This is a genomic window from Streptomyces sp. NPDC050625 (assembly GCF_040654755.1).
Classification (GTDB): domain Bacteria; phylum Actinomycetota; class Actinomycetes; order Streptomycetales; family Streptomycetaceae; genus Streptomyces.
The window spans coordinates 53856-78235 of sequence record NZ_JBFAIQ010000030.1 but is presented as its reverse complement, the minus strand read 5'-3'; the positions used below and the strand labels follow the sequence as shown (position 1 = coordinate 78235).

At 72.4% G+C, this 24380-nt stretch carries 17 protein-coding genes; 5 read left to right on the top strand and 12 right to left on the bottom strand.

The annotated features are described in order from the left end of the window. Positions 1–62 precede the first annotated feature (62 nt). Complete coding sequence (locus AB0I54_RS39385) at positions 63–437, bottom strand: hypothetical protein (RefSeq protein ID WP_363301123.1); 375 nt, start codon at positions 435–437, stop codon at positions 63–65. Beyond that, positions 434–2851, bottom strand: a complete 2418-nt coding sequence (locus tag AB0I54_RS39380; RefSeq protein ID WP_363301122.1) for a cbb3-type cytochrome c oxidase subunit I — start codon at positions 2849–2851, stop codon at positions 434–436. Before AB0I54_RS39380 ends, AB0I54_RS39385 begins: the two co-directional genes overlap by 4 nt. A gap of 428 nt (positions 2852–3279) precedes the next feature. Here AB0I54_RS39380 and AB0I54_RS39375 point away from each other — a divergent pair, with 428 nt between their 5' ends. After that, entirely contained in the window at positions 3280–4788 is a 1509-nt protein-coding gene (locus AB0I54_RS39375) for an FG-GAP repeat protein (protein WP_363301121.1), read from the top strand. A gap of 158 nt (positions 4789–4946) precedes the next feature. On the opposite strand, the gene AB0I54_RS39370 is transcribed toward AB0I54_RS39375, so the two are convergent. The 3 genes from AB0I54_RS39370 to AB0I54_RS39360 all read right to left on the bottom strand — a co-directional run bounded on the left by AB0I54_RS39370 (position 4947) and on the right by AB0I54_RS39360 (position 11664). After that, a complete protein-coding gene (locus AB0I54_RS39370; RefSeq protein ID WP_363301120.1) occupies positions 4947–6266 on the bottom strand; it encodes a hypothetical protein in 1320 nt (439 codons plus the stop codon). A gap of 64 nt (positions 6267–6330) precedes the next feature. Beyond that, a complete protein-coding gene (locus AB0I54_RS39365) occupies positions 6331–9069 on the bottom strand; it encodes a SpoIIE family protein phosphatase (protein ID WP_363301119.1) in 2739 nt (912 codons plus the stop codon). An 84-nt stretch (positions 9070–9153) separates the two neighbouring features. After that, a complete protein-coding gene (locus AB0I54_RS39360) occupies positions 9154–11664 on the bottom strand; it encodes a SpoIIE family protein phosphatase (protein WP_363301118.1) in 2511 nt (836 codons plus the stop codon). Between the two features lie 205 nt (positions 11665–11869). Here AB0I54_RS39360 and AB0I54_RS39355 point away from each other — a divergent pair, with 205 nt between their 5' ends. After that, entirely contained in the window at positions 11870–12874 is a 1005-nt protein-coding gene (locus tag AB0I54_RS39355) for an AraC family transcriptional regulator (protein WP_363301117.1), read from the top strand. A 14-nt stretch (positions 12875–12888) separates the two neighbouring features. Here AB0I54_RS39355 and AB0I54_RS39350 read toward each other — a convergent pair whose 3' ends face one another. The 5 genes from AB0I54_RS39350 to AB0I54_RS39330 all read right to left on the bottom strand — a co-directional run bounded on the left by AB0I54_RS39350 (position 12889) and on the right by AB0I54_RS39330 (position 17867). Beyond that, positions 12889–13584: a 2-phosphosulfolactate phosphatase gene (locus AB0I54_RS39350; protein ID WP_363301116.1), complete on the bottom strand. Its 696-nt coding sequence runs from the start codon at positions 13582–13584 to the stop codon at positions 12889–12891. A 43-nt stretch (positions 13585–13627) separates the two neighbouring features. Next, the gene (locus AB0I54_RS39345; RefSeq protein WP_363301115.1) at positions 13628–13915 is read right to left on the bottom strand and encodes a YkvA family protein; all 288 of its coding nucleotides are present in this window, start codon (positions 13913–13915) and stop codon (positions 13628–13630) included. A 15-nt stretch (positions 13916–13930) separates the two neighbouring features. After that, a complete protein-coding gene (locus tag AB0I54_RS39340; protein WP_363301114.1) occupies positions 13931–15088 on the bottom strand; it encodes a hypothetical protein in 1158 nt (385 codons plus the stop codon). A 325-nt stretch (positions 15089–15413) separates the two neighbouring features. Then, positions 15414–16379, bottom strand: a complete 966-nt coding sequence (locus tag AB0I54_RS39335) for a DUF1152 domain-containing protein (RefSeq protein ID WP_363301113.1) — start codon at positions 16377–16379, stop codon at positions 15414–15416. Positions 16380–16502: 123 nt separating this feature from the next. Further along, positions 16503–17867: an FAD-dependent oxidoreductase gene (locus tag AB0I54_RS39330; protein WP_363301112.1), complete on the bottom strand. Its 1365-nt coding sequence runs from the start codon at positions 17865–17867 to the stop codon at positions 16503–16505. Between the two features lie 247 nt (positions 17868–18114). Here AB0I54_RS39330 and AB0I54_RS39325 point away from each other — a divergent pair, with 247 nt between their 5' ends. Then, complete coding sequence (locus AB0I54_RS39325; protein ID WP_363301111.1) at positions 18115–19167, top strand: NAD-dependent epimerase/dehydratase family protein; 1053 nt, start codon at positions 18115–18117, stop codon at positions 19165–19167. Positions 19168–19210: 43 nt separating this feature from the next. Here AB0I54_RS39325 and AB0I54_RS39320 read toward each other — a convergent pair whose 3' ends face one another. Beyond that, the gene (locus AB0I54_RS39320) at positions 19211–20566 is read right to left on the bottom strand and encodes an NlpC/P60 family protein (RefSeq protein WP_363301110.1); all 1356 of its coding nucleotides are present in this window, start codon (positions 20564–20566) and stop codon (positions 19211–19213) included. Positions 20567–20976: 410 nt separating this feature from the next. Here AB0I54_RS39320 and AB0I54_RS39315 point away from each other — a divergent pair, with 410 nt between their 5' ends. Then, positions 20977–22974 (top strand): DUF1996 domain-containing protein, encoded by a 1998-nt coding sequence (locus tag AB0I54_RS39315; RefSeq protein WP_363301132.1) that lies wholly within the window; start codon positions 20977–20979, stop codon positions 22972–22974. A gap of 77 nt (positions 22975–23051) precedes the next feature. Here the strand turns inward: AB0I54_RS39315 and AB0I54_RS39310 are convergent, their stop codons facing one another. Beyond that, positions 23052–23744 carry a lipoprotein gene (locus AB0I54_RS39310; RefSeq protein WP_363301109.1) on the bottom strand — a complete coding sequence of 231 codons (693 nt, stop codon included), beginning with the start codon at positions 23742–23744 and terminating at the stop codon, positions 23052–23054. Positions 23745–23848: 104 nt separating this feature from the next. On the opposite strand from AB0I54_RS39310, the gene AB0I54_RS39305 reads away from it, so the two are divergent. Beyond that, complete coding sequence (locus AB0I54_RS39305; RefSeq protein ID WP_363301108.1) at positions 23849–24307, top strand: NAD(P)H-dependent oxidoreductase; 459 nt, start codon at positions 23849–23851, stop codon at positions 24305–24307. Positions 24308–24380: the final 73 nt, after the last annotated feature.

Here is a 24380-nt window from a genome sequence, read left to right as displayed (position 1 = left end):
CGCGAGGGTTAGAAACAGGAAGTCTTGTTTCTAACCCTCGCGGCAGGACGGCGACGCGTCGGTCACTCCGGTGGCGAGACCTTGGCGTGCCGCAGCCTGCGGCCCAGCAGGGCGAGCAGCACGCCGTGCGGGAGGGCCACCGCCACGAGGAGCGCGAGCTCCGCCGGGGCGTGGTGACGGAGCGCCTCCCCGCCCGCCAGGACGAGCGCGACCACGGACACGAACAGCGACACGGCCCGGTGGAAGCGGTGCACCTCCGAGTGCGGCCAGGCGTCACGGCTGACCGGTTCGGGGCTCTGCCCGGCCGCCCGGTGGTAGCCGGTGAAGATGCGCGACTCCCAGGCGCCGGTGCTCTGCCGTCCGTAGAGGTCGAGGCCGATCACGACCAGCAGGAGCACCCCCAGGTATCCGGCGGTGAGCAGGGCCTCCCCGCTCACGGCGCCACCGCCGCCGCGGCGGGCGGTTCGGGGGAGCGCCCGCCGTCCTCGTCCGGGTCGTCGTCCGGGTCGTCGTCCAACACGTCGCCCTCGGCCCCGGCCGGGGCGGGTCCCACTGCGGTGAACAGCAGGCTCAGCTCGGCGTCCGCCGGCTGCCTGGTCCTCCCGGCGCGATGACGCACGCCCAGCCAGGTCAGCCACAGCAGCGGCAGCACGCCGCCGACCAGGAACACCACGTCTCCGGGCAGGCGCAGCCACTCCAGGAAGACATTGGTGTCCCCCTGCAGATAGCCGAGGCTGCGCGCGTCCGCGTAGCCGCTCTCGACGACCTTGTACAGCTGAAGGGCGCCACCGGGCAGCAGCGTGGCGAACGACATCCACGCCAGCCCGAGATTGAGCGACCAGAACGCCATCCGGGGCCAGCGGTCCGACCACCGGTTCTCGGGGATGAGGTAGCGCAGCGCGAACACCGCGAAGCCGACCGCCAGCATGCCGTACACGCCCATCATCGCGGCGTGCGCGTGGTTCGCCGTCAGACCCGTGCCCATCTCGTAGTACGACACGATGGGCAGGTTGACCAGGAAGCCGAACACACCGGCGCCCAGGAAGTTCCAGAAGCCGACCGCGGCCAGGAACATCACGGCCCAGCGGTGCGGGAACGGTGTGCTCGACGGGCTGTGCCGGCGGGCGCCGATCTGCAGGAAGCTCCACGCCTCGACGGTGAGGAAGAGCAGCGGTACCACTTCGAGGGCGGAGAACGTCGCGCCCAGTGCCAGGTGCTCGGCGGGCTCACCCGAGAAGTACAGGTGGTGCATGGTGCCGATCACGCCGCCCGCACCGTACAGCACGATGTCGAGGAAGATCACGGACAGTGCCACCCGCTCACGGACGACACCCAGCAGCACGAACAGGTAGGCGACGGTCGCGGTGGTGAAGAGCTCCATGAAGTCCTCGACCCACAGGTGCACCACGATGAAGCGCCAGAAGTCGGCCGCGGTGAACTGCGATTCGGGGCTGGCCAGCAGGCCGACGGCGTAGAACGCGGGCAGCGCGAGCGCGGCCAGGAAGAACAGCCACGGCATGTTGGCGACGCTCTCCCGGCGCAGCCTGCGGCGCAGTCCGCGGAAGAGGATCACGACCCAGATCACCATGCCGCCGGTCAGCAGGACCTGCCACACCCGGCCGAGGTCCAGATACTCCCAGCCCTGGTTGCCCAGCGCGCTCCACAGGTTGCCGAGCCAGCCGCGCTGTCCGGCCAGTTCGCCCAGCAGGCTGCCGACGACCACGACGACCAGCGCGCCGAGCAGGATCCTGCTGAGCAGGGCCTGCTTGCGGGGCTCCCAGCCGCGGGCGATCAGCGGGGTGATGAAGATGCCGATGGCCAGGAACGAGGTGACCACCCAGAAGATCGCCAGCTGGGTGTGCCAGGTGCGGACCAGGTTGTACGGCAGCCAGCGGTCGAGCGGGATGCCGAAGAAACTGCCGAGGTCGGCCCGGTAGTGCTGGGCGGCCGCGCCCAGCAGCGCCTGGGCCAGGAACAGCCCGGCCATCGCGAAGAAGAACCAGGCCGTGGTGCGCTGCGCCGGGGTGAGCCGGACGCTGTCGGGCGCGTGGAAGCGCAGTTCCCGGTGGTCGCGCCGGTGCCAGCCCAGGAAGTTCCAGCGTCCGAAGGCGGCGAACAGCGCGCCGGTGCCCACGAGCAGGAAGATCAGCGACAGCACGCTCCAGGTCAGGGTGTGACCGGTCGGCTTGTTGTGGACCAGGGGCTCCGACGGCCAGTTGTTGGTGTACGAGTAGTCCTTGCCGGGACGGTCGGCCGCGGAGGTCCACGCCGTCCAGCCGAAGTAGGCGGTGACGTCGTGGATCTCGCCCGGATCGGTGATCGCGTCCGGCCTGAGGCCCTGCTTGCCGTCGGGCCGGCCGAGCAGGTCGGCGTAGTGCTTCGTCAGCTCGGTGAAGGCGGCGGCCTGGGCGTCGCTCCACACCAGGGTCCCGGTCGCCTTGTCGTAGCGGTTGGTCCGGTACTCCGCGGCGGTCCGCGCGTCGGCGTTCGCGACGCCGGCATCGCTGTACCGCTTGTGCACCATGGTGGCGCTGCGGTGCAGGTAGTCGGCCGTGAAGTCCGGTCCCAGATAGGCGCCGTGGCCGTAGATCGAGCCGTACTGCATCAGGCCGGCGCGCAGGAACACCTTCTGGCCGTCGCGGACATCGTCACCGGTGAAGACGACCTGGCCGGAGGCGGTGACGGTCCGTTCCGGTATCGGGGGCTGGGCCTGGTAGGTCCGCATCGCCAGCAGCCCGAGGACCAAGAACCCGCCGAGCGTGACGAGGGCCGCCGCCTGGACCCAGCCCCGGGCGATCATCCGTGGCCGCTTGTCTTCACCGGGGCTGCCGCCCGCTGGTGATCTTCCCATCTCCTGTGCCCTCCTCGGGATCCGGCACCCGTCGACGCGGGTGTCGCGCACTGCAGGGAGAGTAATACCAATCAGGATTGATATTTAACAGGGGGCCTCGTCTAAACTGCCCGACAGGTGGCCACCGCACACCGGCGGACGACCGGCGTGACGGCAGAGAGGAGAGCCTCTGAAGGGACGCAGGAAGACCGGGAGGTTTCCCTCGCCACGGGATGCCTCGGTGCGGACAGACGGCGGAGCACCCCCGGCGCGATACGGGGGTGCTCCCCGTGTCCGTGCTCCCCGCGTCCGCGCTCCGCCGGAGTTGTCACCAAATCGTCACAGCCCTCCGCGGCGCCACAACTCCCTCCGGGACCCCCGTGTCGAACCCGGTGTCGGCAAGACCGGCCGACCTGACGATCCATCAACATCCCCTGGGGGAAACGAAGATGAGCAGCACCGCACGCCCGGCCCGCCGCTTTGGAGTCTCCGCCGCCGTCACCGCGGCCTCCTTCCTGCTGCTGGCCGGCGCCGGCATCCTGGCCGCGCCGTCCGCGTTCGCGGGCGTCCCGGGCGGCACCTCCGCCGCCGACCGCAACAGCGACTTCAACGGCGACGGCTACACCGACGTCCTCACCGGCGTTCCGGAAGGCACCGTGGACGGCAAGGAGGGCGCCGGGTACGTCACCGTGCAGTACGGCGCCCCCAACGGCATCGGCACCAACACGACCGTGCCCAAGGGCCGTACGGCGGTCATCAGCCAGTCCACCAAGGGGGTGCCCGGCACCTCCGAGGCCTGGGACGACTTCGGGCAGGCCGTCGCCACCGGCGACCTGGACGGCGACGGCTACGACGACGCGATCATCGGCGCGCCCGGCGAGGACGAGGGCAGCGTCGCGGACGCCGGCCGGGTGACCGTCCTGTACGGCTCCAAGGCCGGCCTGGGCGCCGTGCGCACCGCCTCCGTCACCGCCGCGAAGCCGGCCGCGGGCGCCCGCTTCGGCCTCGGGGCCGCCGCCGCCCGCTTCACCGGGGACACCGACGCCGACCAGCTCGTCGTGGCCGACCAGAAGGTGGGCCTGCACGTGTTCACGTACCACGCGGGCGTCCTGCGACTCGTCGGCGCGCCGCACTCCACCGGCCACCGGCTCCAGCCCGGGTATCTGACCACCGGTGACTACGACCACAACGGCTTCGCCGACCTGGTCGTCTCCGGCTACAGCCCCGACGACGACTACACCAAGGGCTGGTCCGCGTACTACGCGGGCGGCAGCGACGGCCTGACCTACCGGCGGGACCTGCCCGGCGGCCTGGGCACCGCCTCCGGCGACATCGACAAGGACGGATTCGACGACCTGGTCGTCGGCCAGCTCAGCAGCGCCGACGACGAGGCGGAGGGCGACGCGGGCGGCAAGATCGGCGTGTACTACGGCGGCGAGAACGGCCCCGCCGGCGTGGACGGTCCTGGCACCGGCCCGCAGTGGTGGTCGCAGAACTCCCCGGGTGTCCCGGGCTCGTCCGAGGCCGGGGACGCCTGGGGCGCCGACCTGTCCGTCGCCGACGTGAACGGCGATGGCTTCGCGGACGTGGCCGTCGGCGCGCCGGGCGAGGACGTGGGCACCGTCGCCGACGCCGGCGCGGTCTGGCTGCTGCGCGGCTCCCGCGAGGGCCTGACCGCGGCACATGCCCAGTCCTTCGATCAGAACACCCCGCACATCCCCGGCACCGCGGAGATGGACGACGCCTGGGGCGCCCAGGTACGGCTGGCGGACACCGACGCGGACGGCCGCGCCGAACTCCTCGCGGCGGCCCCCGGCGAGAACGCGGGCGACGGCGCGCTGTGGCTCCTGCCCGCGAGCAACAGCGGCCTGCTGGCCCCCGGTTCATGGTCGTACGCCGCCGGATCCCTCGGCGGAAACGCCCACGCGGCCCGCTTCGGCGCGGTGATCGACGAGTAGCAAGGGCACGGCGATCTGTGCGCCCGCGCTTGCAGGGTGGCAGGTGCGGGCGCTGTCGTTGGCTTCGCGAAGAGGTCACAGACAAGACGGCGTCAACGGGCAGCAACCACACCCATTTTCCGCCCGGAACGGGCGTCGCCGCAGGGGATCCGATGGGCTCAGGTGAAGCGGGAGCTGGGGACCGGGCCCGTGGACGACAGGCGGGCGCGGTCACCGTGCAGCCAGGTGGCGCGTGTTGCCGTGACGAAGGCCGTGAACGCCTCGTCCGAGTCCCGCGGGGCCTCGCCGTCGGCCTCGTCCGGGGTCGGGTCCGCGCCGGTGATCTCGGCGGCGAGTTCCGGCTCCGGGCGGTCGTCGGCCGGTGCCTGCTCGACGCCGCCGTCGGCCCCCTGGCGCAGCTGCTCGCCCCACGGTGCCACCACCGACTGGTGGAGCAGCGTCACGCTGTCGGCGGTGACGACCGGGGTGTCGGTCCAGGAGCTCGCGTGCTCGTGCAGCACCTGCCCCGGGGTCCGCTCGAAGAGCTGCCCGAGGATCTCGGGGCCCTCGTCCACCCCGGCGACGTCGTTGAGGTCGTACGCCACGACGACGGTGTCCTCACGCCCGGCCGCGAACGGCTCCGCCGGCAGCCCCAGCACCTCGGCCGCGGCCAGGCCGAGGATCCGCGAGCCCCGGTCGGGCAGCAGCGACACGGACCGCGGGCGCACCTCGGCGGCGTCGAGCAGCGTCCGCAGCCGCAGCAGGCCGCGCAGGCACTGGCCGGGGGTGTCCTGCAGCCAGGCGTAACGCCCCGTCATCCCCGCGTCGAAGCCGTACGGGGAGAGCGTGCCGAGCACGGTTCCGCCGATCACGTACTGCCAGCCGCGCAGATCGGTGAGGTCCAGCGCGGTCGCGGCTCCGACGGCGGCGGCGCGTTCCAGCATGCGGCTCTGCCGGGCCTGCGTGGGCAGCCACATGGGGTCCTCCGGGTCCCGCAGCAGCGCGTGCTGGCGCCCGGCCAGGGCGAGGTCGCCCGACATGATCGCGTTGAACACCAGGAGGTAGCGGTCCGGCCAGTCGGCGAAGTCGGCCTCGTGCCGGGCCAGTTCCTCGGCCGCCTCGCGATGCCGCCCCTCGCGTTCGTACGCCGACACCAGCTCCCGCACGACACCGAGGCGGCCCGGGTTGCCGCGCAGGACCTCGCGCAGGGCGGGGATCGCCAGATAGGACAGCCCGCGTTCGACGCACGCGTACCCGAAGTCGAAGAGGGCCTGGGCATGTTCGGGCCGGGCCACCAGCGCCGCCGCGGCCTGCTGAAGATCGTCGAAGCCCGCACCGCCCGCGGCTCGGCCGACCACGAGCGCCACCTCACCGAGGGGCTGCTCCTCCCCGCCGGCCCGCAACTGCCGCAGCGCCCCGGGTATGTCGCCGGAGTCCAGGCACTCCCAGGCCTTGAGCAGTTCGGGGGTCTTGGGGCGGCGATTCCTGCGCGAGAACATGACGGAGATCATCTCCGATGCCAGGACCGGCCCTCAACACAATTCCGCGCCCGTCGCGACGGCCTCAGGGCAGGGCCTGCTCGGCCCAGATGACCTTGCCTCCGGGGATGTACCGGGTGCCCCAGCGCTCGGCGAGCTGCGCGACCAGGAAGAGGCCGCGTCCGCCCTCGTCCGTGGTCGTCGCGTAGCGCAGATGCGGTGAGGTCGTACTGCAGTCGGAGACCTCGCAGATGAGGGTGCGGTCGAACAGCAGCCGTACCCGGATGGGCGCACGGCCGTAGCGGATCGCGTTGGTCACCAGCTCGCTGAGGATCAGCTCCGTGGTGAACGTGAGCTCCTCCAGCTCCCACCGCGCCAACTGCCGTGTCACCGAGGCCCGTATCTCGGAGACGGCCGCCGGATCGGACGGCACCTGCCACTGCGCGACCCGGTCCAGCCCGAGCACGCGGGTGCGGGCGACGATCAGGGCGATGTCGTCGCCGGGCCGATCCGGCAGCAGGTCGAGTACGGCCCGGCAGGTGTCCTCGGGCCCGTCGCCGGACTGCTCCAGGGCGGAGCGCAGCAGTTCCAGCCCCTCGTCGATGTCCCGATCCCGGTCCTCGACGAGTCCGTCGGTGTACAGGACCAGGCGGCTGCCCTCCGCCAGCTCCAGCTCGGCCGTCTCGAACGGCAGGCCCCCCAGACCCAGCGGAGGCCCCGCGGGCACCTCGGGGAACTCCACGCTGCCGTCGGGCCGGATCACGGCGGGCGGCGGATGGCCGGCCCGGGCGACGGTGCAGTTCCGGGCGACCGGATCGTAGATCGCGTACAGACAGGTCGCGCCGGTGACCGCCGCGGCGCCGTCCGCGGGTGTCTCGTCCTGGTCGATGCGGCCCACCAACTCGTCCAGGAGACTCAGCAGTTCATCGGGCGGCAGATCGAGGGCGGTGAAGTTGTGCACCGCCGTGCGCAGCCGTCCCATGGTGGCCGCTGCATGCAGCCCGTGCCCCACGACGTCCCCGACCACGAGGGCCACCCGGGTGCCGGACAGCGGCAGTACGTCGAACCAGTCGCCGCCCACCCCCGCCTGCGCGGGCAGATAGCGGTAGGCGATCTCCAGGGCGCTCTGCTCGGGCAGGCTGCGCGGCAGCAGACTGCGCTGCAGTGTCACCGCCATGCCGTGCTCGCGGGTGTAGCGGCGGGCGTTGTCGATGGACACCGCGGCGCGGGCGGCGAGCTCCTCGGCGAGGGCCAGCTCGTCCGTGTCGAACGGGTCGGGCTTCTCCGAGCGCCAGAAGCCGGCCACGCCCAGGACCAGGCTGCCCGCGCGCAGCGGCACGGTGATCAGCGAGTGGATGCCGTACTCCAGCACCCGCTCGGTGCGTTCGGGGTCCTGTGCGAGCCAGCCCGGCGCCTCGCGCAGCCGTGGCTCGACCACGGACCGGCCGGAGGCCAGGCTGTGGGCCTGCGGCGAGGACTCCACGAACCGGATGCGCTCGCCGACCTGGTAGAGCGGGGCGTCCTTGCGGATACTGCTGGAGGCCGCCCGGCGCAGCGCGGTCCCGGGCTGCGGCTCCTCCCCGCGCAGCACCGTCTCGTACAGGTCGACGGTGGCGAAGTCCGCGAACCGGGGCACGGCCAGCTCCGTCAGCTCCCCGGCGGTACGCGTCACGTCCAGGCTGGTGCCGATGCCGACACCGGCGTCGTACAGCATGTTGAGGCGTTCGCGTGCCACCTCCGCGCGGCCGGACAGGGCGCGCAGTTCCGTGGAGTCGCGCAGCGTGGTGACGCTGCCGGGCGGGCCGCCGCGCGCGTCCGTGGGCCGCTGGTTGATGGCCAGCAGCCGGTCCTTGACGAGGTGCACCTCGTCGGTGGCCTCGCGTCCCGAGGCCAGCAGCTCCGCCGTGTCGGCGTCCAGGCCCAGCTCCCGCACATCGCGCCGCTCGGCGTCCTCGGGCAGCTCCAGCAGCCGGGTCGCCTCGTCGTTGGCGAGCAGCAGACGGCCCTCGCCGCTGACGATGAGCACGCCCTCCCGCACGGCGTGCAGCACCGCGTCGTGGTGCTCGTACATCCGGGTCATCTCGTGCGGGCCCAGGCCGTGCGTCTGCCGCAGCAGCCGTCTGCTCACCAGTGCGGTGCCCGCCGTGGCCAGGGCCATCGCCGCCGCGGCCGCGCCGAGCAGGAGCGGCATTTCCTGGTCCGCGGTGCCGCCCACGTGCTCGGTCGTGATGCCGGACGCGACCAGGCCCACCACGGTGCCGTCGGCCGCCTTGACCGGGACCACGACCTGGACCAGCCGTCCGATGGTCCCGTTGATCTCCTCCTCGACGGTTCCGCCGGCCAGCGCGGGCCCGATGGTCCCCACGAACTTCATGCCGATGCGGTCCGGCTTGGGATGGGTGTAGCGGATCCCCTCGGTGTTCATCACCACGATGAAGTCCACCCCGGACGCCTTGCGGGCGGCCTCGGCCTTCGGCTGGAGGATCGCCGTCGGGTCGGGACTGTGCAACGCCGCGACCGTGCCCGGCGCGTTGGCGAAGGTCTCCGCGACGGCGAGGGAGCGGTTGAGGGCTTCCTGGGTGATGTCGTGCCGTACTTGCAGGACCTGTGCCACCACGGCCGCCACGACCAGCAGCAGCACGATCACCACTTGCAGTACGAACACCTGCCCGGCGAGGCTTCTGCCACTCACCGCCGACCACAGTCTCCCGACCCAGGTGCGGCGCGGCCCGGTCTCCTCCTGCTGACGCGCGTCGAGCGCTGGATGCGGATCCCCGGGGCGACGGGGCGGCCGAGCATCGGGCCGGCCGGGCAGTCGGACCATGTGCCATGTCTACACTGCCCGGCCCCGGTAGGCGAGGGGCGTTGCACGAGGTGACCGCACTGATCCGACGGATTTCGTGGCGGGTCAGCGGCGTTGCCGGGGCGCGGTGCGCCGGGTGGCGAGCAGCAGTGCCACGTCGTCGGGCCGGTCGGTGGCCTGCCGGGCCGTGGCGGTGAGCCGGTCGGCGACCCCCGCCAGCGAGCGGCCGCCGCGCTGCCCGGCGGACGTTCCGGCCTTCTCCAGAACCGTGCGCAGCGCGGCGATGCCCTCGTCGATGTCGGTGTCGGGCTTCTCGACGAGCCCGTCGGTGTACAGCGCGAGGATGGCGTCGGGCTCCAGGCGCAGCCGCGCCACCGGGTAGTGCGCGTGCGGGTCCACGCCGAGCACCACGCCGCCGGGTATCTGCAGCACATGGGTCCGGCCGTCGGGGGCGCGCAGCAGCGGAGGGAGATGTCCGGCGCGGGCGACCCGGGCCAGACCGGTGACCGGGTCGAGCCGGAGGTAGCAGCAGCTCGCGAACTGGCCGGGATCGAGGTCGATGAGCAGGTGGTTCGTGCCGCTCATGACCTCGTCGGGCGGATGGTCGCCGAGCGCGAAGGCCCGTACGGCGCTGCGCAGCTGGCCCATGGTGGCGGCCGCCTGGACGCCGTGTCCCTGGACGTCGCCGATGACCAGCGCAAGCCCGTCCCCGGCCTCGACGACGTCGTACCAGTCGCCGCCCACGTCCATGCCCTGGGTGCCGGGCAGATAGCGTCCGGCGGTCTCCACCAGCGGGTGCGCGGACAGCCGCCTGGGCAGCAGGGCCTGCTGGAGGCCGCGGGCGAGGGCGGCCTCGGTGTCGTAGCGCTGTGCCTTCTCCATCGCGTGCGCGATCAGGCCGGCGAGCGCGGTCAGGAGCGTACGTTCCTCCGCGCTGAAGCTGCGGGAGCGGTCGAAGCCGAGGATGCACGAGCCCACCGGCCGCCCGGAGGCGATCAGCGGGAGGAAGGCGCGGGCGCCCTCGACCGCGTCCAGGGGTATGCCGGGGTAGGCGGCGGCCAGCTGCTGCATGGATTCGAAGAAGATCGGGCGGCCGTGGGTGAGCGTCTCCACGCCCGGCAGATGCGCGTCGAGGCCGACGCCTTCGAAGGGCGCGAGGAAGCCCTGGGGGAAGCCGGTCTCCCAGGCCAGGAAGAGATGGCGCTCCTGGAGCAGATAGATGGCGAGGCGGCGGCCGTCGAACGCGGGGAGCAGTTCCTGGGTGACGACCGCCGACACCTGGCGGGCGGTGACCGCGTCGGTCAGCGCGATGGCCAGGGCGATCGGCCGGTACAGCGGGGCCATCGAGGGGCCCGCGGCCACGGTGGGGTCGGTGCCGGGCACCTCGGCCGTCGCGGGGTCGACGGGCGTCAGGCCGACCGGGGTGTCCACGCGGTCCGCGGCCACGACGGTGCAGGTGAGGATGTCGGCGCCCGGATGGAGGGACAGCGCGAGCCAGTCGGGCTCGTCGTCGGCCGGGCGCCGGACGTGGAAGTACACCGGGTCCGGGGAGAGCAGGGCGCTCCGCAGGTGGTCCTCGTACGGGGGCTGGTTCAGCCAGGGCAGGGCCTCCCACAGGGGGCGGCCCAGCAGCTCGGCGCGGTCGGGGCCCAGCAGACGTTCCGCGGCCGGGTTGGCGTACACGATCAGGCCCATCCGGTCCAGGCAGAACACACCCTGCGGGAGCAGATCGGCCGCACCCTCGGCGGACGCCGCCGGACCCGGGTCGAGGACGATCCCGCTCACCACGCACGGGTCGGCCGGGCTCGGCGCGGGCCACAGTTCCAGCAGCCGCGGACTGCCGTCCTCGGCCCGCACCTGGAGCGGTGCGGGCGGGGGTTTTCCGGCGGCCGTGTCGCTCAGCGCGGCCAGCAGTTGATGGGCGTCGGCGGGCGCGACGGCGTCCGCCAGCGCCTGCGCGGTGCCGGCGAAGTCGCCCGGCCGCACCCCGAGCAGGTCGTGCAGCCGGTCGTCCACGGTCACCGCCGAACCGGCCGGATCCCAGGTGAACCGGCCGATGCGTCCCACCGTGGGAAGCGCGGCGGGCGGCCGCACGCACAGCGGCTCGTCGTCCCACAGAACCGACGGCTCGTGCCCCTCGGCGAGGCCGCGCATCCCGGCGCCCAGATCCTCGGCCAGCTGGCCGAGGATCTCCTGGCCGGGTATCTCGTCGACCGAGTCCTGGGCCGACGGGCGCAGCACCGTGAGCACGCCGTACGGAGTCGACGATCCCGGCACGGGCACGTAGACCGAGCCGAACTGGAACGGCAGACCGGCCGCGAACTGCGGATAGCGGCGCACCATCTCCGTGGCGTTCGGCAGGGTGATCTGCACGCCCAGCCGGTAGGCGTCGGCGACGGGGAACGGAGCGTTCACATGCAGCCGCCACCAGGGGCGGAACAGCTGGCCGGGGAGCCCCGCGAGCACCGCGAGGCGCAGCATGCCGGGGGTGCCCGAGCGCAGGTACACCCCTGCGACGCGGCCGTCGGCCGCGTCGAGTGCCCGGGTGGAGGCGTCGACCAGCAGCGCGGCCAGGGTTCCGCGCGTCCGGCCTGCGTCCTCCCCGCTCCCAGCCATCGGTCCTACCTCGTCCGTGCGCCGCCCGAGTGGGTGACACAGCAAGAATGCGTCACGACGCCCGCGGACCGCACCTGGGCGGACCGGACACGACAGCCGCACCGGCTAGCCGTCGGGGCCGTGTGACCGCCCTGTATGCCGCTCGGGATCCGGCCCCTAGGCTGGCGAACGGGTCGGCCCAGCCATCGAGAGGAGGCCGCGTCCCGTGGCGGAGACCGCTGACTTTCCCAGGCGCACGGACCCGGCACGCACACGTCTCACTCTGCGCACGGCGGACCTCGACGAGGCCCGCGCCGCGATCGGCGCCATGTTCTACGACACCGTCATGGACCTGCTGGAGCCGGGGGAGAGCCTCGACGCGGACTTCGAGATGGCCCGCCTCGGCCCGCTGACCCTCGGTGAGCTGCGCTGCGGCGCGGACGTCCGGATGCGCTTCGACGACCTCGGCGCGTATCACGTCGACGTCCCCCTGACGGGGCACCTGGCCTGGCGGCAGGCCGCGCAGGACGTGACGGTGGCCGGCCCCGCACGGGCCGGGGTGTTCCAGCCGGAGGGGCGGACGACGCTGGAGCGATGGGACCGCCACTGCCGGCTGCTCGCCGTGAAGATAGAGCCCCGCGCGCTCGTACGGCACCTGGAGGCGCTCACCGGCGACGCCGTCGGCCCCTCGCTGCGGCTGGCACCGACCATGGACCTCACCACCGGGCCGGGCCGCACCTGGGCGCGGCTGCTACGGCTCGTGGTCGACGAGACCATGGACGACCGCGGGCTCCTGCGGCAGCCGCTGCTCGCCGCCCGGATGCGGGACTCGCTGCTCACCGGACTGCTGCTGGCCACCGACCACCCCTATCGGGAGGCCCTGGACCGGCCCGTCCCGAGCGGCTTCGCCCGGCCGGTCAAGCGCGTCGTGGACGCCATCCACGCCCGGCCGGAGCACCCGTACACCACCACGGAACTCGCGGACCTCGCCGGGGTGAGCGCGCGCTGGCTGCAGGAGGTGTTCCGCCGTCAGGTCGGCAGCTCGCCCATGACGTATCTGCGGGACGTGCGCATGGACCGGGTCCGCGTCGAACTCGCTGCCGCCGACCCCGACGCGACGACCGTGGGCGCGGTGGCCTACCGCTGGGGCTTCGGCCATCTGGGCCGGTTCGCCGAGAAGTACCGCGCCCGGTTCGGCGAACTCCCCTCGGAGACACTGCGCTCGCGCTGACGGCACCGGACAGGTCAGTGCGGCGACTCGCTCTTCACCGGGCGCAGCACCAGGCGGTCGTCCTCCCGGGCGGCCGACATGGCGAACGGGAAGGTGTCCACCTCCAGGCACAGCTCCACGTCCTCGGCGTGGACACCGCCCCAGCCGCGACGCACCCCGTCGGCGAGGCGCGCCGCGGCGTCCGAGCGCCTGGCCCGGTCGACGAACGGCGCGGCGTCGGTAGGGCCGGACACAGCCCGTGCCGCGATGTACTGCGCGCACGCCAGGTCCTCCTCCGCCTGTCCGCCGTCCCCCGTGACCACGTAGGTGACCGCGTCCGGCCGCGCGTGTCGCAGCACCCGCGCCGTCGCCTCCGCCACCACGAAGCTCGCACAGAGCAGGAGCCGGGCGTCGGCCACCGCCAGGGCGCCCACGGTCCCGGCGGTGGTCTTCTGCACCACCGTGCGGCCCGCGACGTCGAGCGACCGCAGCCGGGCAGGTGAGTTGGCGAGGTCGAACCCCGGCACCGGCGGGCCGTCCTGGAAGGCGAGCCAGCCCGGGTTGCGGGCCTTCAGCTCCAGGGCCTCGTCGAGCGTGCCGGTGAAGACGATCTTCTCCGCCCCGCGCCGGAAGGCCCAGGCGGCCACGGTGAATGCGCGCATCACATCAACGACCACGGCGACTTCGGGCGTCGCGGAGAGACCGGACACACCGGTGAAGGTCGGTTGCATCACCCCATGGTGAGGCAGCCGGGAGCGCGGCGGGTGCGCGGGTTCAGGACTCGGCCCCGTCCGTCGGCAGCGTGCGGGCGGCGCGCAGGGAGCGCAGGGCCAGCAGCAGGACGCCGATGTCGTCCAGATACACCGGGTCGGGCAGCAGGTCGGTCGGCAGGACGAGATAGAGGACGGCACCCCAGAAGACCCAGCGCGGCCCCGTCGGCAGTCCGGCCCGCCGCAGCGTCCGCCGGGCACCGACCAGCCGCACCAGCAGGCGTACGGCCACGACGAGCAGGGCCGCCGCGACCACGGCGGCGACCACGAGCACGGTCGTGGTGGTGTCCATGGGGCCTCCTGACCTCTACGACGCCTCGTCGGCCTCGCCGGTGTCGTCGCCGTCCCGCGAGGGATCGGCGGCGATGGGCGCCGGGCGCGGCCCCTTGGCGGTGCCCTTCCACCGTTCAAAGGTACGTGTCAGCTGCCGGAACGGGGAGGCCGCCGGGGCGCCGGGCTGACCGGCGGGCGGGGCGGGCGTGTCCTTGTAGGCCGCCAGGGCCTCGTGGGCCCGCTCGGCGGCGTCCCGGTAGAGGTCCCGGGACCTGGTCATCGCCTCCAGCGCCTCGGCGTACATGGCCACGAGCCTGCGTTCGCGGGCCAGCTCCTCCTCCGGCGTCAGCAGCGTCCACCGCTCGCGCAGCCCGGTAAGCGCCTCCTCGACGCCCCGCGGCATCGGCTTCGCCAGTGCCTGGAAGCGCCGCAGCACGTCCAGCAGTTCGATGGGTTCGGAGCCGTCCAGGAACACGCTGCGCACCGAGTACTCCGGGCCGTCGTAGCCGGCCGGTGCCGGATCCGGGGGCACGATCACGGCTCCGCCGCGCGGCACCCAGACGCCGAGGTCGCGCAGCGCCCAGTTGACGGCGCGCAACTGCTGCGGCGCGGCACGGTGCTCCACCACGCGGTGCCGCAGCCCCGGCGGCAGCAGCCGCGCCAGCGGCTGCCGGCCGCGCTCGTCCGGGGTCATGGCCTCGTGCACGACGACGTTGACGGACCAGGACTCGCGCGCGGCGTTCCTGATGATGCGCCGCATGGCCTTGTCGTCGGACGGGAGCGGACCGACACCGCCCAGGCGCAGGCCGGTCACGGCAGGGTGGTGGTCCCACGAGGCCTCGTCCTCGTCGGGCCAGAACATGGTGGCGGGGGAGGGCCACCACTCGCTCCAGGGCTGCTCCGCCTCGGCCAGGAGCTGCCACACCCGCCCCTCTTCCTGCTGCTGCGGGGGCGCGAGCGTCAGGCGGGCCCGCACCGTCACCTCGTCGGCGACCCGCCAGCGTGCCTCGAAGACTCGCTCCGGGTCGTCCTCGCCGGTCTTGGGTTCCGTGAAGTCGTCGAGGACCTCGTCGTCCTTGAGTCGGCGCAGGTGCTGCCGCAGGACGTCCTCGGCTTCGGGGCCGATGTGGCGGCCGCGGGCGGGCCACACCGTGTCGGGGGTCGTGGGGCTGTCGGTGGCGGAGTTCGACATGGGCCAATCTGCGTCGGGGGCGGGGTGGGCCTTCCAGTATCACTCTCGGCGATCGTGGCACGTCGGCGGGGGGTCGTCCGCGGCGGGTCGTCCGCGGCGGGTCCGGAGCACCGAGGCGCCGCAGCCCCGGGGCCCGGCCCGGCACACACGGGAAGTGTGCGCCGCACTCGGGGTGCGTATGCCGCACTTCACGTGATCGTCGTTCACTCATGCCGGTGACCTGTCCGGACCACGACAATGGGTCCGGTGAACGGGGCCCGCCCGCCCATCCGCTTAGGGGAGGGCCCTGTTCGCTTGCCGTGCCACGTGCGACCGTCCACGCCCCTCAGTGCGGGAAGGCCCGGGGCGGCCGCTGCCGCGGCAGTTCGTCGCGGAACTCCGCGATGACCGTGCTGATCTGCCGCATCAGGGCCGTCTTGGCCAGGCGGTCGAGATAGAGGTTGCGCCGGGCGAGTCCGGGCAGGTCCACGCAGAAGTACAGGGCCATCAGCGGGTTGACGAACAACTCGCTGTTCCTGGTCCGCTCGGTGAAACGCACATCGCCGAAGTCGCCGCGCACCGCGGCGGCGACGGACCCCTGGACGATGCTGGGACGGCTCGCGGTGGCCTGCTGGGCGTGGGCCACCGCGTCGAGGTAGAGGGCGCCCTCACGGCTCTCCCTCGGGAGCGAGAACGCGCCCAGGTAGGCGCCCTCGCGGTCCAGGGCGGCCAGGTTCTCCAGGACCAGTGAGTGGTTGACGCCGTGATACGCGTCCACGCCGAAGCCCAGGCAGGCCACCAGCCGGTGCGGGACCTCGTCGAGCCCGTCCACGGCGGCCAGGCTGGCCATGTCCTCCTCCGGAGTGCCCAGCCCGTGCTCGTCGCCCCGCATCAGGATGTCCGTCCCGCCGTCCACCAGCACGACGGCGTCGACACCGCCCAGATGCGCGAGGAGCGCGCGGTAGGCGGCCCGCAGCGGGCCGACACCCGTGCGGGCGAACGCGTACACGGTGGACGGCAGTTCCTGCGCCGCGAGCCACTGGGCGAGCGCCCGCTCCGGGAAGTAGTCGCCGCGCAGCGGTGTGTCCGGGCGGACCGCCGCGACGTCCTGGTCCACCCACACATCCAGGTCCAGGCCGTACAGGTCGGCGAAGGACAGGTTCGCCAGATGCACCTCCTTGCCCTCCGCGCGCAGGGCGAGGGCCAGCGGAAGTCCGGCGTAGACGTCGAAGCCGCCGCCCGCTCCGACGACGAGCACCCGCCGCGCGTCGCGCAGGCGGGTGAAGAAGGCGGGTTCACGAAGGGAGAACACCGCAGGACGCTAACAGACCTCCGGAACAGGGACGTTGGAGTTTTCCACCGGCCCGGTTCGGCAGGCGCGAGCGGGCTCGGCGGCCAGCTGCCGCCGGCCCCCGCCGCACTTCCGGTCCGGGAGTTACGCCCCGCTCTCCCGGAGCATGTCCTCACGCTCGACGATCTTCACGCGCTCGCGGCCCTGCGGCTCGCCCAGCGCCTTCTCGGCGGCGTCGAGGCGGTACCAGCCCTCCCAGGTGGTGAAGCGGACGTCCCGCTCGGCGAGGAAGGCGTCCACGGCCTCGGGCTCGGGCGAGGCGGGCGTGTGCAGACGGCCGTTGGCGAAGTCGTCCAGCAGGTTGGACACCGTCTCGTTGGCGTCGCCCTTGGTGTGGCCGATCAGACCGACCGGGCCGCGCCGGATCCAGCCGGTGACGTAGGTGGACTGCAGGTGCGCGCCGCCGTCCTCGACGACACGGCCCCCCTTGTCCGGGACGGTGCCGGAGTCGAGGTCCCAGGGCAGCTTGGGCAGCTTCTCGGACAGATAGCCGACGGCGCGGTAGACGGCCGTGACGTCCCAGTCCTTGAACTCGCCGGTGCCCTTGACGTTGCCGGTGCCGTCGAGCGCGGTGCGCTCGGTGCGCAGGCCGACGACCTTGCCGTCCTCGCCGAGGATCTCGGCGGGCGACTCGAAGAGGTGCAGGAACAGCTTGTGCGGCCGGTCGCCGACGTCGCGGATGGCCCAGTTCTCCAGGGTCTTGGCGACCATGTCGGCCTGCTTGTTGCCGCGCCTCGTCTCGATCGAACCCGCGTCGTAGTCGATGTCCTCGGGATCGACGATGACCTCGATGGTGGGGGAGTGGTTCAGCTCCCGCAGCTCCATCGGGCTGAACTTCGCCTGCGCCGGGCCGCGCCGGCCGAAGACATGGATCTCCAGCGCCTTGTTGGCCTTGAGGCCGTCGTAGACGTTCGCCGGGATCTCCGTCGGCAGCAGCTCGTCGGCCGTCTTGGCCAGGATGCGGGCCACGTCCAGGGCGACGTTGCCGACGCCGAGGACCGCGACCTTCTCCGCCTCCAGCGGCCAGGTGCGCGGCACGTCCGGGTGGCCGTCGTACCAGGAGACGAAGTCCGCGGCGCCGTAGGAGCCGTCGAGGTCGATGCCGGGTATGGACAGGTCGCGGTCGGCCGTCGCGCCGGTCGAGAAGATCACGGCGTCGTAGAAGGCGCGCAGATCGTCGAGGTTGAGGTCCGTCGGGTAGTCGACGTTGCCGAACAGACGGATCTGCGGCTTGTCGAGCACCTGGTGCAGGGCCGTGACGATGCCCTTGATGCGGGGGTGGTCGGGAGCGACGCCGTAGCGGATCAGGCCGAAGGGGGCGGGCATCCGCTCGAAGAGGTCGATGGACACGCCGGGCTCGGCGGCCACCTCGGACTTGAGCAGGGCGTCGGCGGCGTAGATCCCGGCGGGGCCGGCTCCGACGATGGCTACCCGCAGGGGGCGCGGCATGATCAGGTTCCCTTCGAGCGAAATCAGGCGACTCGTACGGGGAGCCTAAGCTGAGGCAGCCCTAAGTCAGTACGCGGGTCCGGTCTATGACCCCATAAGTCGATCTTATGCCCCTTGGGGAGACGCGCAGGTCGCGGGGCCCGCGCGGACGGGTGGACACCGGTCATGGGCATGCCCGAGGCTGGGCCCGGGACCGGGATCATCCCGCTCCACGACGAACCGCCGGCCGGAACCGAGGAGTGACAGCGTGGGTGGACGCGGGGAGACGACCGTCGCGGTGACCGGCGGCAGCGGCTTCGTCGGCAGCCATCTCGTACGGCGTCTGCTGGAGCAGGGATACCGGGTGCGCACCACCGTGCGCAACATCGCGAACCCGGCGAAGGTACGGCCGCTGTGGGACCTGCAGGAGGCCTTCCCCGACCGACTCGCCCTCTTCCAGGCCGACTTGCTGACCGAGGGCTCCTTCGACGAGGTGTTTGGCGGCTGCTCCGTCGTCTTCCACGTAGCCTCGCCGTTCTTCATGCCGGAGAAGATCGAGGACGGCCAACGGGACATGGTGGACCCCGCCCTGCTCGGCACCCGCAACGTCCTGGGCAGCGTGGAGCGGACGCCGACCGTGGAGACACTGGTCTTCACCTCGACGGTCGGGGCGATGTTCGGCGACTACGCGGACGTCCTCGACATGGACGAACAGGTGCTCTCGGAGCGCTACTTCAACACCACCAGCACGGTGGCCGACAACCCCTACCACTACGCCAAGACCGTCGCCGAACGCGCCGCCTGGGAGGCCGAGGCCGCCCAGGACCGCTGGCGGATGGTCTCGATCAACCCGGGCCTGATCCTTGGCCCTTCACTCACCCCGGCCTCGGAGTCCGGCAGCCTGTTCCTGCTCGACGAGCTGTTCAAGGGCTACTTCTGCTACGGCGCCCCGGACTTCAGCTTCACGACGGCGGACGTACGCGACGTGGCCGACGCGCACCTGGCGGCGGCGGAGAACCCCGAGGCCAAGGGGCGTTACATCGTCGCGGCCGAGACCATGACGTCCTTCCACGAGATGTCCCGCATCATCCGCACCCGCCATCCCCGCGACCTCCGTCTGCCGCGCACCGAGCTCCCGCACTGGCCGGTGCGCGTCCTGGGCCCCGCCTTCGGCCTGACCCAGGACTACATCCGCAAACACCTCGGCATCCGGTTCCGGGTCGACAACGGCAGGAGCGTGCGCGAACTGGGCATCACCTACCGCCCGATCGAGGAGACCCTCCTGGACCACTACGAGAGCTGGCGCGCCCGACGCAGGTGAGGCACCGGCACGATCGCGCCCCGGGCCTCACGCGCCCCGGGCCTCACGCGGGCCGGATCACCTGGTGGATCGCCGACTCCCCGGCGCCGTAGATCGACTCCTCGCGGATGGACGAACCCGGGCCCGGCGCGTGGATCATCATTCCGTTGCCGGTGCAGAAACCGACATGGCTCGCGTTGTCGAAGAAGACGACGAGGTCGCCGATCTGGATGTCGGCCACCGCGACCGGCGTCCCCGCGTGGGCCTGTTCCGCCGCCGCACGCGGCAGCGCGACCCCGGCGGCCTTCCACGCGGCCTGGGTGAGGCTGGAGCAGTCGTACGAGTCCGGCCCCGTCGCACCCCAGACACACGGCCTGCCGATCTGCGCGCGGGCGAAGGCGAGCGCCTTCATGGCCCTGCCGCCGTACGCCGACTCCGGCACGCCGCCCGCGCCGACGGGTGCGGCGAAGGAACCGGTGTCCGTGAGGGCGTTGGTGGCGAAGGAACCGGTGGCGAAGGAACCGGTGGCGAAGGAGCCGGTTGCGTAGGGGTCGGTCGCGTAGGGGTCGGCCGTGACGGCGGGTACGGCCGTCTGGGTGGGCAGGGTGCCGGTCGCGAAGGAGCCCGTGCCGGTGAGGGGGTCCGTGGCGAACGGGGTCATGGCCGCGTCGGTGACGGCCGGTTGGACGGGCAGGGTGCCGGTGGTGAAGGAGTCCGTCGCGTCGAGGGTCGGCTGCGGGAACCAGGATTCCTGTGCGGGCGGCACGGACTCGACCGCGGCGATCGGGGCGCTGCTCCGGGCGGCGTACCGGCTCAGGAGGTCGCGCGCCGCGGTGAGCTTGCGCTGGTTCTGCCCCTTGGAGTCGGCCGGCGAGGGCCGACGCGGCCCGGGGGCGGGCGCGGGCAGCAGCGCGCCGGGGGCCGCCTCCAGCTCCAGCCGCCGCTCGGGTGCGGCCGGCAGTGCCGCGACCGGCCGGGCGGTCAGCTCGGCGATGGGACGGCCGGGCAACTCCGGCTCGGACCGGCCGGGCAGCTCCGCGATGGGCCGGTCGCTCAACCCGGCGGCCAGTTCGGGCGGCAGAGGCCGCACGGCCTTCTCCAGCTCACCACCGGGGAAGCCACCCCGTGCCGGCGCGGCGCCACGGTTCCCGGACGAGCGCTGCTGGGGCATCCGGTCGGCAGGCAGTACGGCGGGCACGGTCGGACCCAGCTTGGAGCGCGCCGCGTCGAACCACTGACGGGTCACCTGGTCGAGTTCGGGATCGTTGCCCCCGCCCGGCCGCTTGCGGAGCGGAACTCCGCGGCCACGGTTCCCCGCGGACATCGCGCGGGTCGCGTTGTAGTTCCCCGTGGCGTTCTCGGCCCGGTCGTAGAGGTTGTCGATCCGCCGCCGAACCTCGTCGCGGCTCTCCGTCGCCATGGGAGACGTACTCCTTCCGTGCTCCGCCCACCGAATCAGCTGTCGGGTTCGGGCGGTCGAGCCGTGCGGCCTGGTCGTCAACCTAGCCAACTTGTGTGCCTCGTGTGAAGGTTGACGTGTGAAATGTCCGATACGTATTTGTGACATTCGCTTGGAGGTTCGGTGCCGAGGGGCCTCGGTGACACAGGGCCGTACGACGATCAACACCGTGTCGTCGCCGGTGTCCCCGTTCTCTGTGAGGTTGCGATGAATCTCTGGGGCCGTTGAACACGGTCGCCTTCGGGTCCGTATGAGGCGGGGGATTTCCATGCCGAGCCGGCCTCGACGAGACCAGAGGTACTTCCGTGGGACGCAATACGCGCAGACGCCCGACAGGCGCACGACGCGCGACCTTCGCAGCGGTCGCACTGATGCTGGGCGGAGGGGGGTTGATCGCGGCGAACGTCTACGCCTCCGCCACCGAGAGCGGCTCGGACCAGTCGAGCCAGACCGGCCAGGTGCTGGCCGCCGGCGCGACGATCGACTGTCCCGACGTGGGCAGCCGGCTGACGGATGTGCCGGACGGGGCGAAGGAGAGCGTCGACAAGGAACTCGCCCTCCTCGACCAGCAGGTTGCCGCGGCCTACCAGCAACTGCAGCAGTGGGGACAGGCCCAGCAGCAGAACTCCGGGTCCGCCGACGACGCGATCATGAACCCGCTGAAGGAGAAGCGCAGCGAGGCCATCGGGCGCATCTCGGACGCCATCGACCAGGTCGGTGACCGTCCGCAGGGTCTGGACGACATGGCGGCGTGCACGCTGCAGCCTTCCGGCAACCAGAGCCAGACCGGCGGCGACACGGGGCAGGGCGCCCCCAGCCAGAGCCCGGCCGGCGGCGGCCAGGGGCAGAACGGGGGCGGCCAGGGCAACGGCGGCCAGGCCGGCAACGGCCCCGTGGTCGCGGACTACGCGGACATCACCTCCGTCCAGCCCAACGCGCAGACCCCGGCCCCGCAGTCCGACGCCTCCCGCGGCACCTTCAGCAGCAGCTGCGGCGTCAACGCGAACGGCCTGTTCAACTCCGACAACGTGATCGTCGCCCCCGGAGTCGCCAACGGCGCCCACCACTTCCACGACTACATCGGAAACCAGGCCAACAACGCCTTCGCCAGCGACGACGACCTGGCGAACGGCGACACGAGCTGTGTGGACAAGGGCGACAGGTCCACGTACTACTGGCCCGTGCTGCGCCTGCAGAACGGCAAGCAGGAGCGGGACGCCGGCGCCCCCGGCGGCGGAACCGAAGGCAACGCCGGTCAGATCGTCACGCCCAAGCAGGTCACGCTGACCTTCGTGGGCAACCCCCGCAGCAAGGTCACGGAGATGCCGCGCCTGCTGCGCATCATCACCGGCGACGCCAAGGCGTTCGTCAACGGCCCCGCCAACGCCAACGCGTCGTGGAGCTGCACCGGGTTCGAGGACCGGCAGCTCAAGGACAAGTACCCGCTGTGCCCGTCCGGCAGCGACGTCGTGCGCACGTTCAAGTTCCAGAGCTGCTGGGACGGCCGCAACATCGACAGCGCCAACCACCGCACCCATGTGGCGTTCGCCGACGCCGAGGGCAACTGCCCGAACGGGTTCGAGGCCATTCCGCAGCTGGTGCAGCGCATCGTCTACGACGTCGCCGCCCCGAGCCTCCAGGACGGCGGCCGGACGGTGCCGCTGTTCGCCGTGGACTCCTTCCCCGAGCAGCTGCACAAGCCGGTCACGGACCACGGCGACTTCATCAACGTCTTCGACGAGAACCTGATGAAGGAGATGGTCGACTGCATCAACTCCGGCCGCACGTGCGGTGCCGGTGCCGGTGCCGACCCCGGTCAGGACCCGAGCGGGAACCCCAGCGAGCCGCCGGCCTCCAGCCCGGCCCCGCCCGGCAACAGTGCGGAGCCGTCTCCCGGCGACACCGCGACCGAGCAGCCCTCTCAGGCCCCGGCCGATCCGCCGTCCGCCGACCCGCCGTCCGCCGAGCCGACGGAGGCCGGTACGGCGACCGCTCCCGCCAGTGAGCTGCCGCGGGTGTACAGCTCCTCGTCACCCGCGCACGGCACCTCGGGCAAGGGCCACTCCGGCAAGGGCGGTTCGCAGAACTCCGGCTCGGGCAAGGGCGGTTCCGACAAGACCGACTCGGGCACGAGCGGTTCGGACAAGGGCAGCGGAGGTCGGGCGACCCAGCCCGCCGAGATCGGTGAGCCCGCCCAGACTCCGGCCGCCGCGGCGAACAACCCGTCGGCAGCCGCCGTCCAGACCCAGCCGCAGGCCCAGGGCGGACTCGCGGAGACGGGCGCCAACCTGTGGCCCGCCGGGATCGGCGCGCTGCTGGTGATCGCGGGCTTCGTGGTGCTGCGCCGGATGGGACGCCGTTCCGTGTGACGTCCGCCGCGGACGGTCGGCCGTCGCGGTCCGGGTGCACGAAGGGGCACCCGGACCGCGCGGACCCCCTTGACCGCTCAGGCCACGCGCAGCGTGCGCTTGGCGAGTTCGAACGCCGGGAGCATCGCCTCGTGCTCCTCCGTGTCCAGCCCGCCGAGGTGCAGCACGACCGGCCCGTCCGGGGTGCTGACGGCGAGGGCGCGTTCCTTCTTCACCTCGTCCAGGAGCTTGCTGGTGTAGAGGTACTCCACCTCGACGCCGGAGAGGTCGCCCGCCTTGAACGTGCGGTACTTCTCCTTGCTCGTGTTGTCCTCGGCCGCCACGAAGGCCCGCAGTACGGTGCGTGCGTCGGCGTCGGCCGAGGAGCCGGTCCACACGCGCAGGAAGCCGATGTTCCCCGCGGGCTTGGCGTCGATCTCGCACGCGGCCGTCACGGGACCCTGGTGGAGGAGGGCGTCGGCGACATCCTCCGCGAGCTCGTTGTCGGAGCCGCCCGAACTGCCCGAAGCCGCACCGGAGTCGACGGCCTTGGCCTTCCAGCCCTTGGCGATGGCGAAGGTGATCGGCAGCTCACAGGCCGAGCCGGCGGCGCCGATGGTGCCACCGCTCTTGGCCGCACCCGCCGCACCCGACGCGTCCGTCGTCCCTTCGGCCCGAGCCGTCGCCTTCGGGTCCTCCTCCGGCGACTCGCCGCAACCCGTCAGCACACCCGCCAGCAACAGCACAGGGGCCAGTCCGCCCCGCACGGCCCCCATCGTGATCCGCAACATCGTCTCCCACCCCATCGATCCAGGTAGGACACTGTATCCAAGGGTACCGACAGCTCCGTACCGCCGTTTGCGAGCGGAAGGGCCGCCACGGCAGGGTTCGGGGTGTGGCTACCTTGCTGATCGTTCATCACACGCCGTCGCCCAACTGCCAGGCGATGCTGGAGGCCGTCGTGTCCGGTGCGACGACGCCCGAGATCGAGGGTGTACGGGTCGTGCGGCGGGCGGCGCTGTCGGCGACCGCCTCCGACGTGCTCGCCGCCGACGGCTATCTGCTCGGCACGCCGGCGAACCTTGGCTATATGTCGGGCGCCCTCAAGCATTTCTTCGACCAGGTCTACTACCCCTGCCTGGACGAGACCCGGGGCCGGCCCTTCGGCTACTACGTGCACGGCGGCAACGACGTCACCGGAGCCGTACGGGGGATCGAGTCGATCACCACGGGCCTCGGCTGGCGGCGCACGGCGGACGCGGTGACCGTGACCGGTGAGCCCGCCAAGTCCGACATCGAGGCGTGCTGGGAACTGGGCGCGACCATCGCGGCGGGACTGATGTCCGAGGGCTGACGAGCCGGACCCGGACAGCCGCCGCGGCCCGCGTCGTGATCGGTGCGGCAGGACCGTTCCCGCATCCGGGTGG

Excerpts from the sequence above, each read along its gene's own strand:
- AB0I54_RS39380 (WP_363301122.1), bottom strand. The coding sequence starts at position 2,851 with ATGGGAAGATCACCAGCGGGCGGCAGCCCCGGTGAAGACAAGCGGCCA.
- AB0I54_RS39375 (WP_363301121.1), top strand. The coding sequence starts at position 3,280 with ATGAGCAGCACCGCACGCCCGGCCCGCCGCTTTGGAGTCTCCGCCGCC.
- AB0I54_RS39370 (WP_363301120.1), bottom strand. The coding sequence starts at position 6,266 with ATGTTCTCGCGCAGGAATCGCCGCCCCAAGACCCCCGAACTGCTCAAG.
- AB0I54_RS39365 (WP_363301119.1), bottom strand. The coding sequence starts at position 9,069 with ATGGTCCGACTGCCCGGCCGGCCCGATGCTCGGCCGCCCCGTCGCCCC.
- AB0I54_RS39360 (WP_363301118.1), bottom strand. The coding sequence starts at position 11,664 with ATGGCTGGGAGCGGGGAGGACGCAGGCCGGACGCGCGGAACCCTGGCC.
- AB0I54_RS39350 (WP_363301116.1), bottom strand. The coding sequence starts at position 13,584 with ATGCAACCGACCTTCACCGGTGTGTCCGGTCTCTCCGCGACGCCCGAA.
- AB0I54_RS39345 (WP_363301115.1), bottom strand. The coding sequence starts at position 13,915 with ATGGACACCACCACGACCGTGCTCGTGGTCGCCGCCGTGGTCGCGGCG.
- AB0I54_RS39340 (WP_363301114.1), bottom strand. The coding sequence starts at position 15,088 with ATGTCGAACTCCGCCACCGACAGCCCCACGACCCCCGACACGGTGTGG.
- AB0I54_RS39330 (WP_363301112.1), bottom strand. The coding sequence starts at position 17,867 with ATGCCGCGCCCCCTGCGGGTAGCCATCGTCGGAGCCGGCCCCGCCGGG.
- AB0I54_RS39320 (WP_363301110.1), bottom strand. The coding sequence starts at position 20,566 with ATGGCGACGGAGAGCCGCGACGAGGTTCGGCGGCGGATCGACAACCTC.
- AB0I54_RS39315 (WP_363301132.1), top strand. The coding sequence starts at position 20,977 with ATGCTGGGCGGAGGGGGGTTGATCGCGGCGAACGTCTACGCCTCCGCC.
- AB0I54_RS39310 (WP_363301109.1), bottom strand. The coding sequence starts at position 23,744 with ATGTTGCGGATCACGATGGGGGCCGTGCGGGGCGGACTGGCCCCTGTG.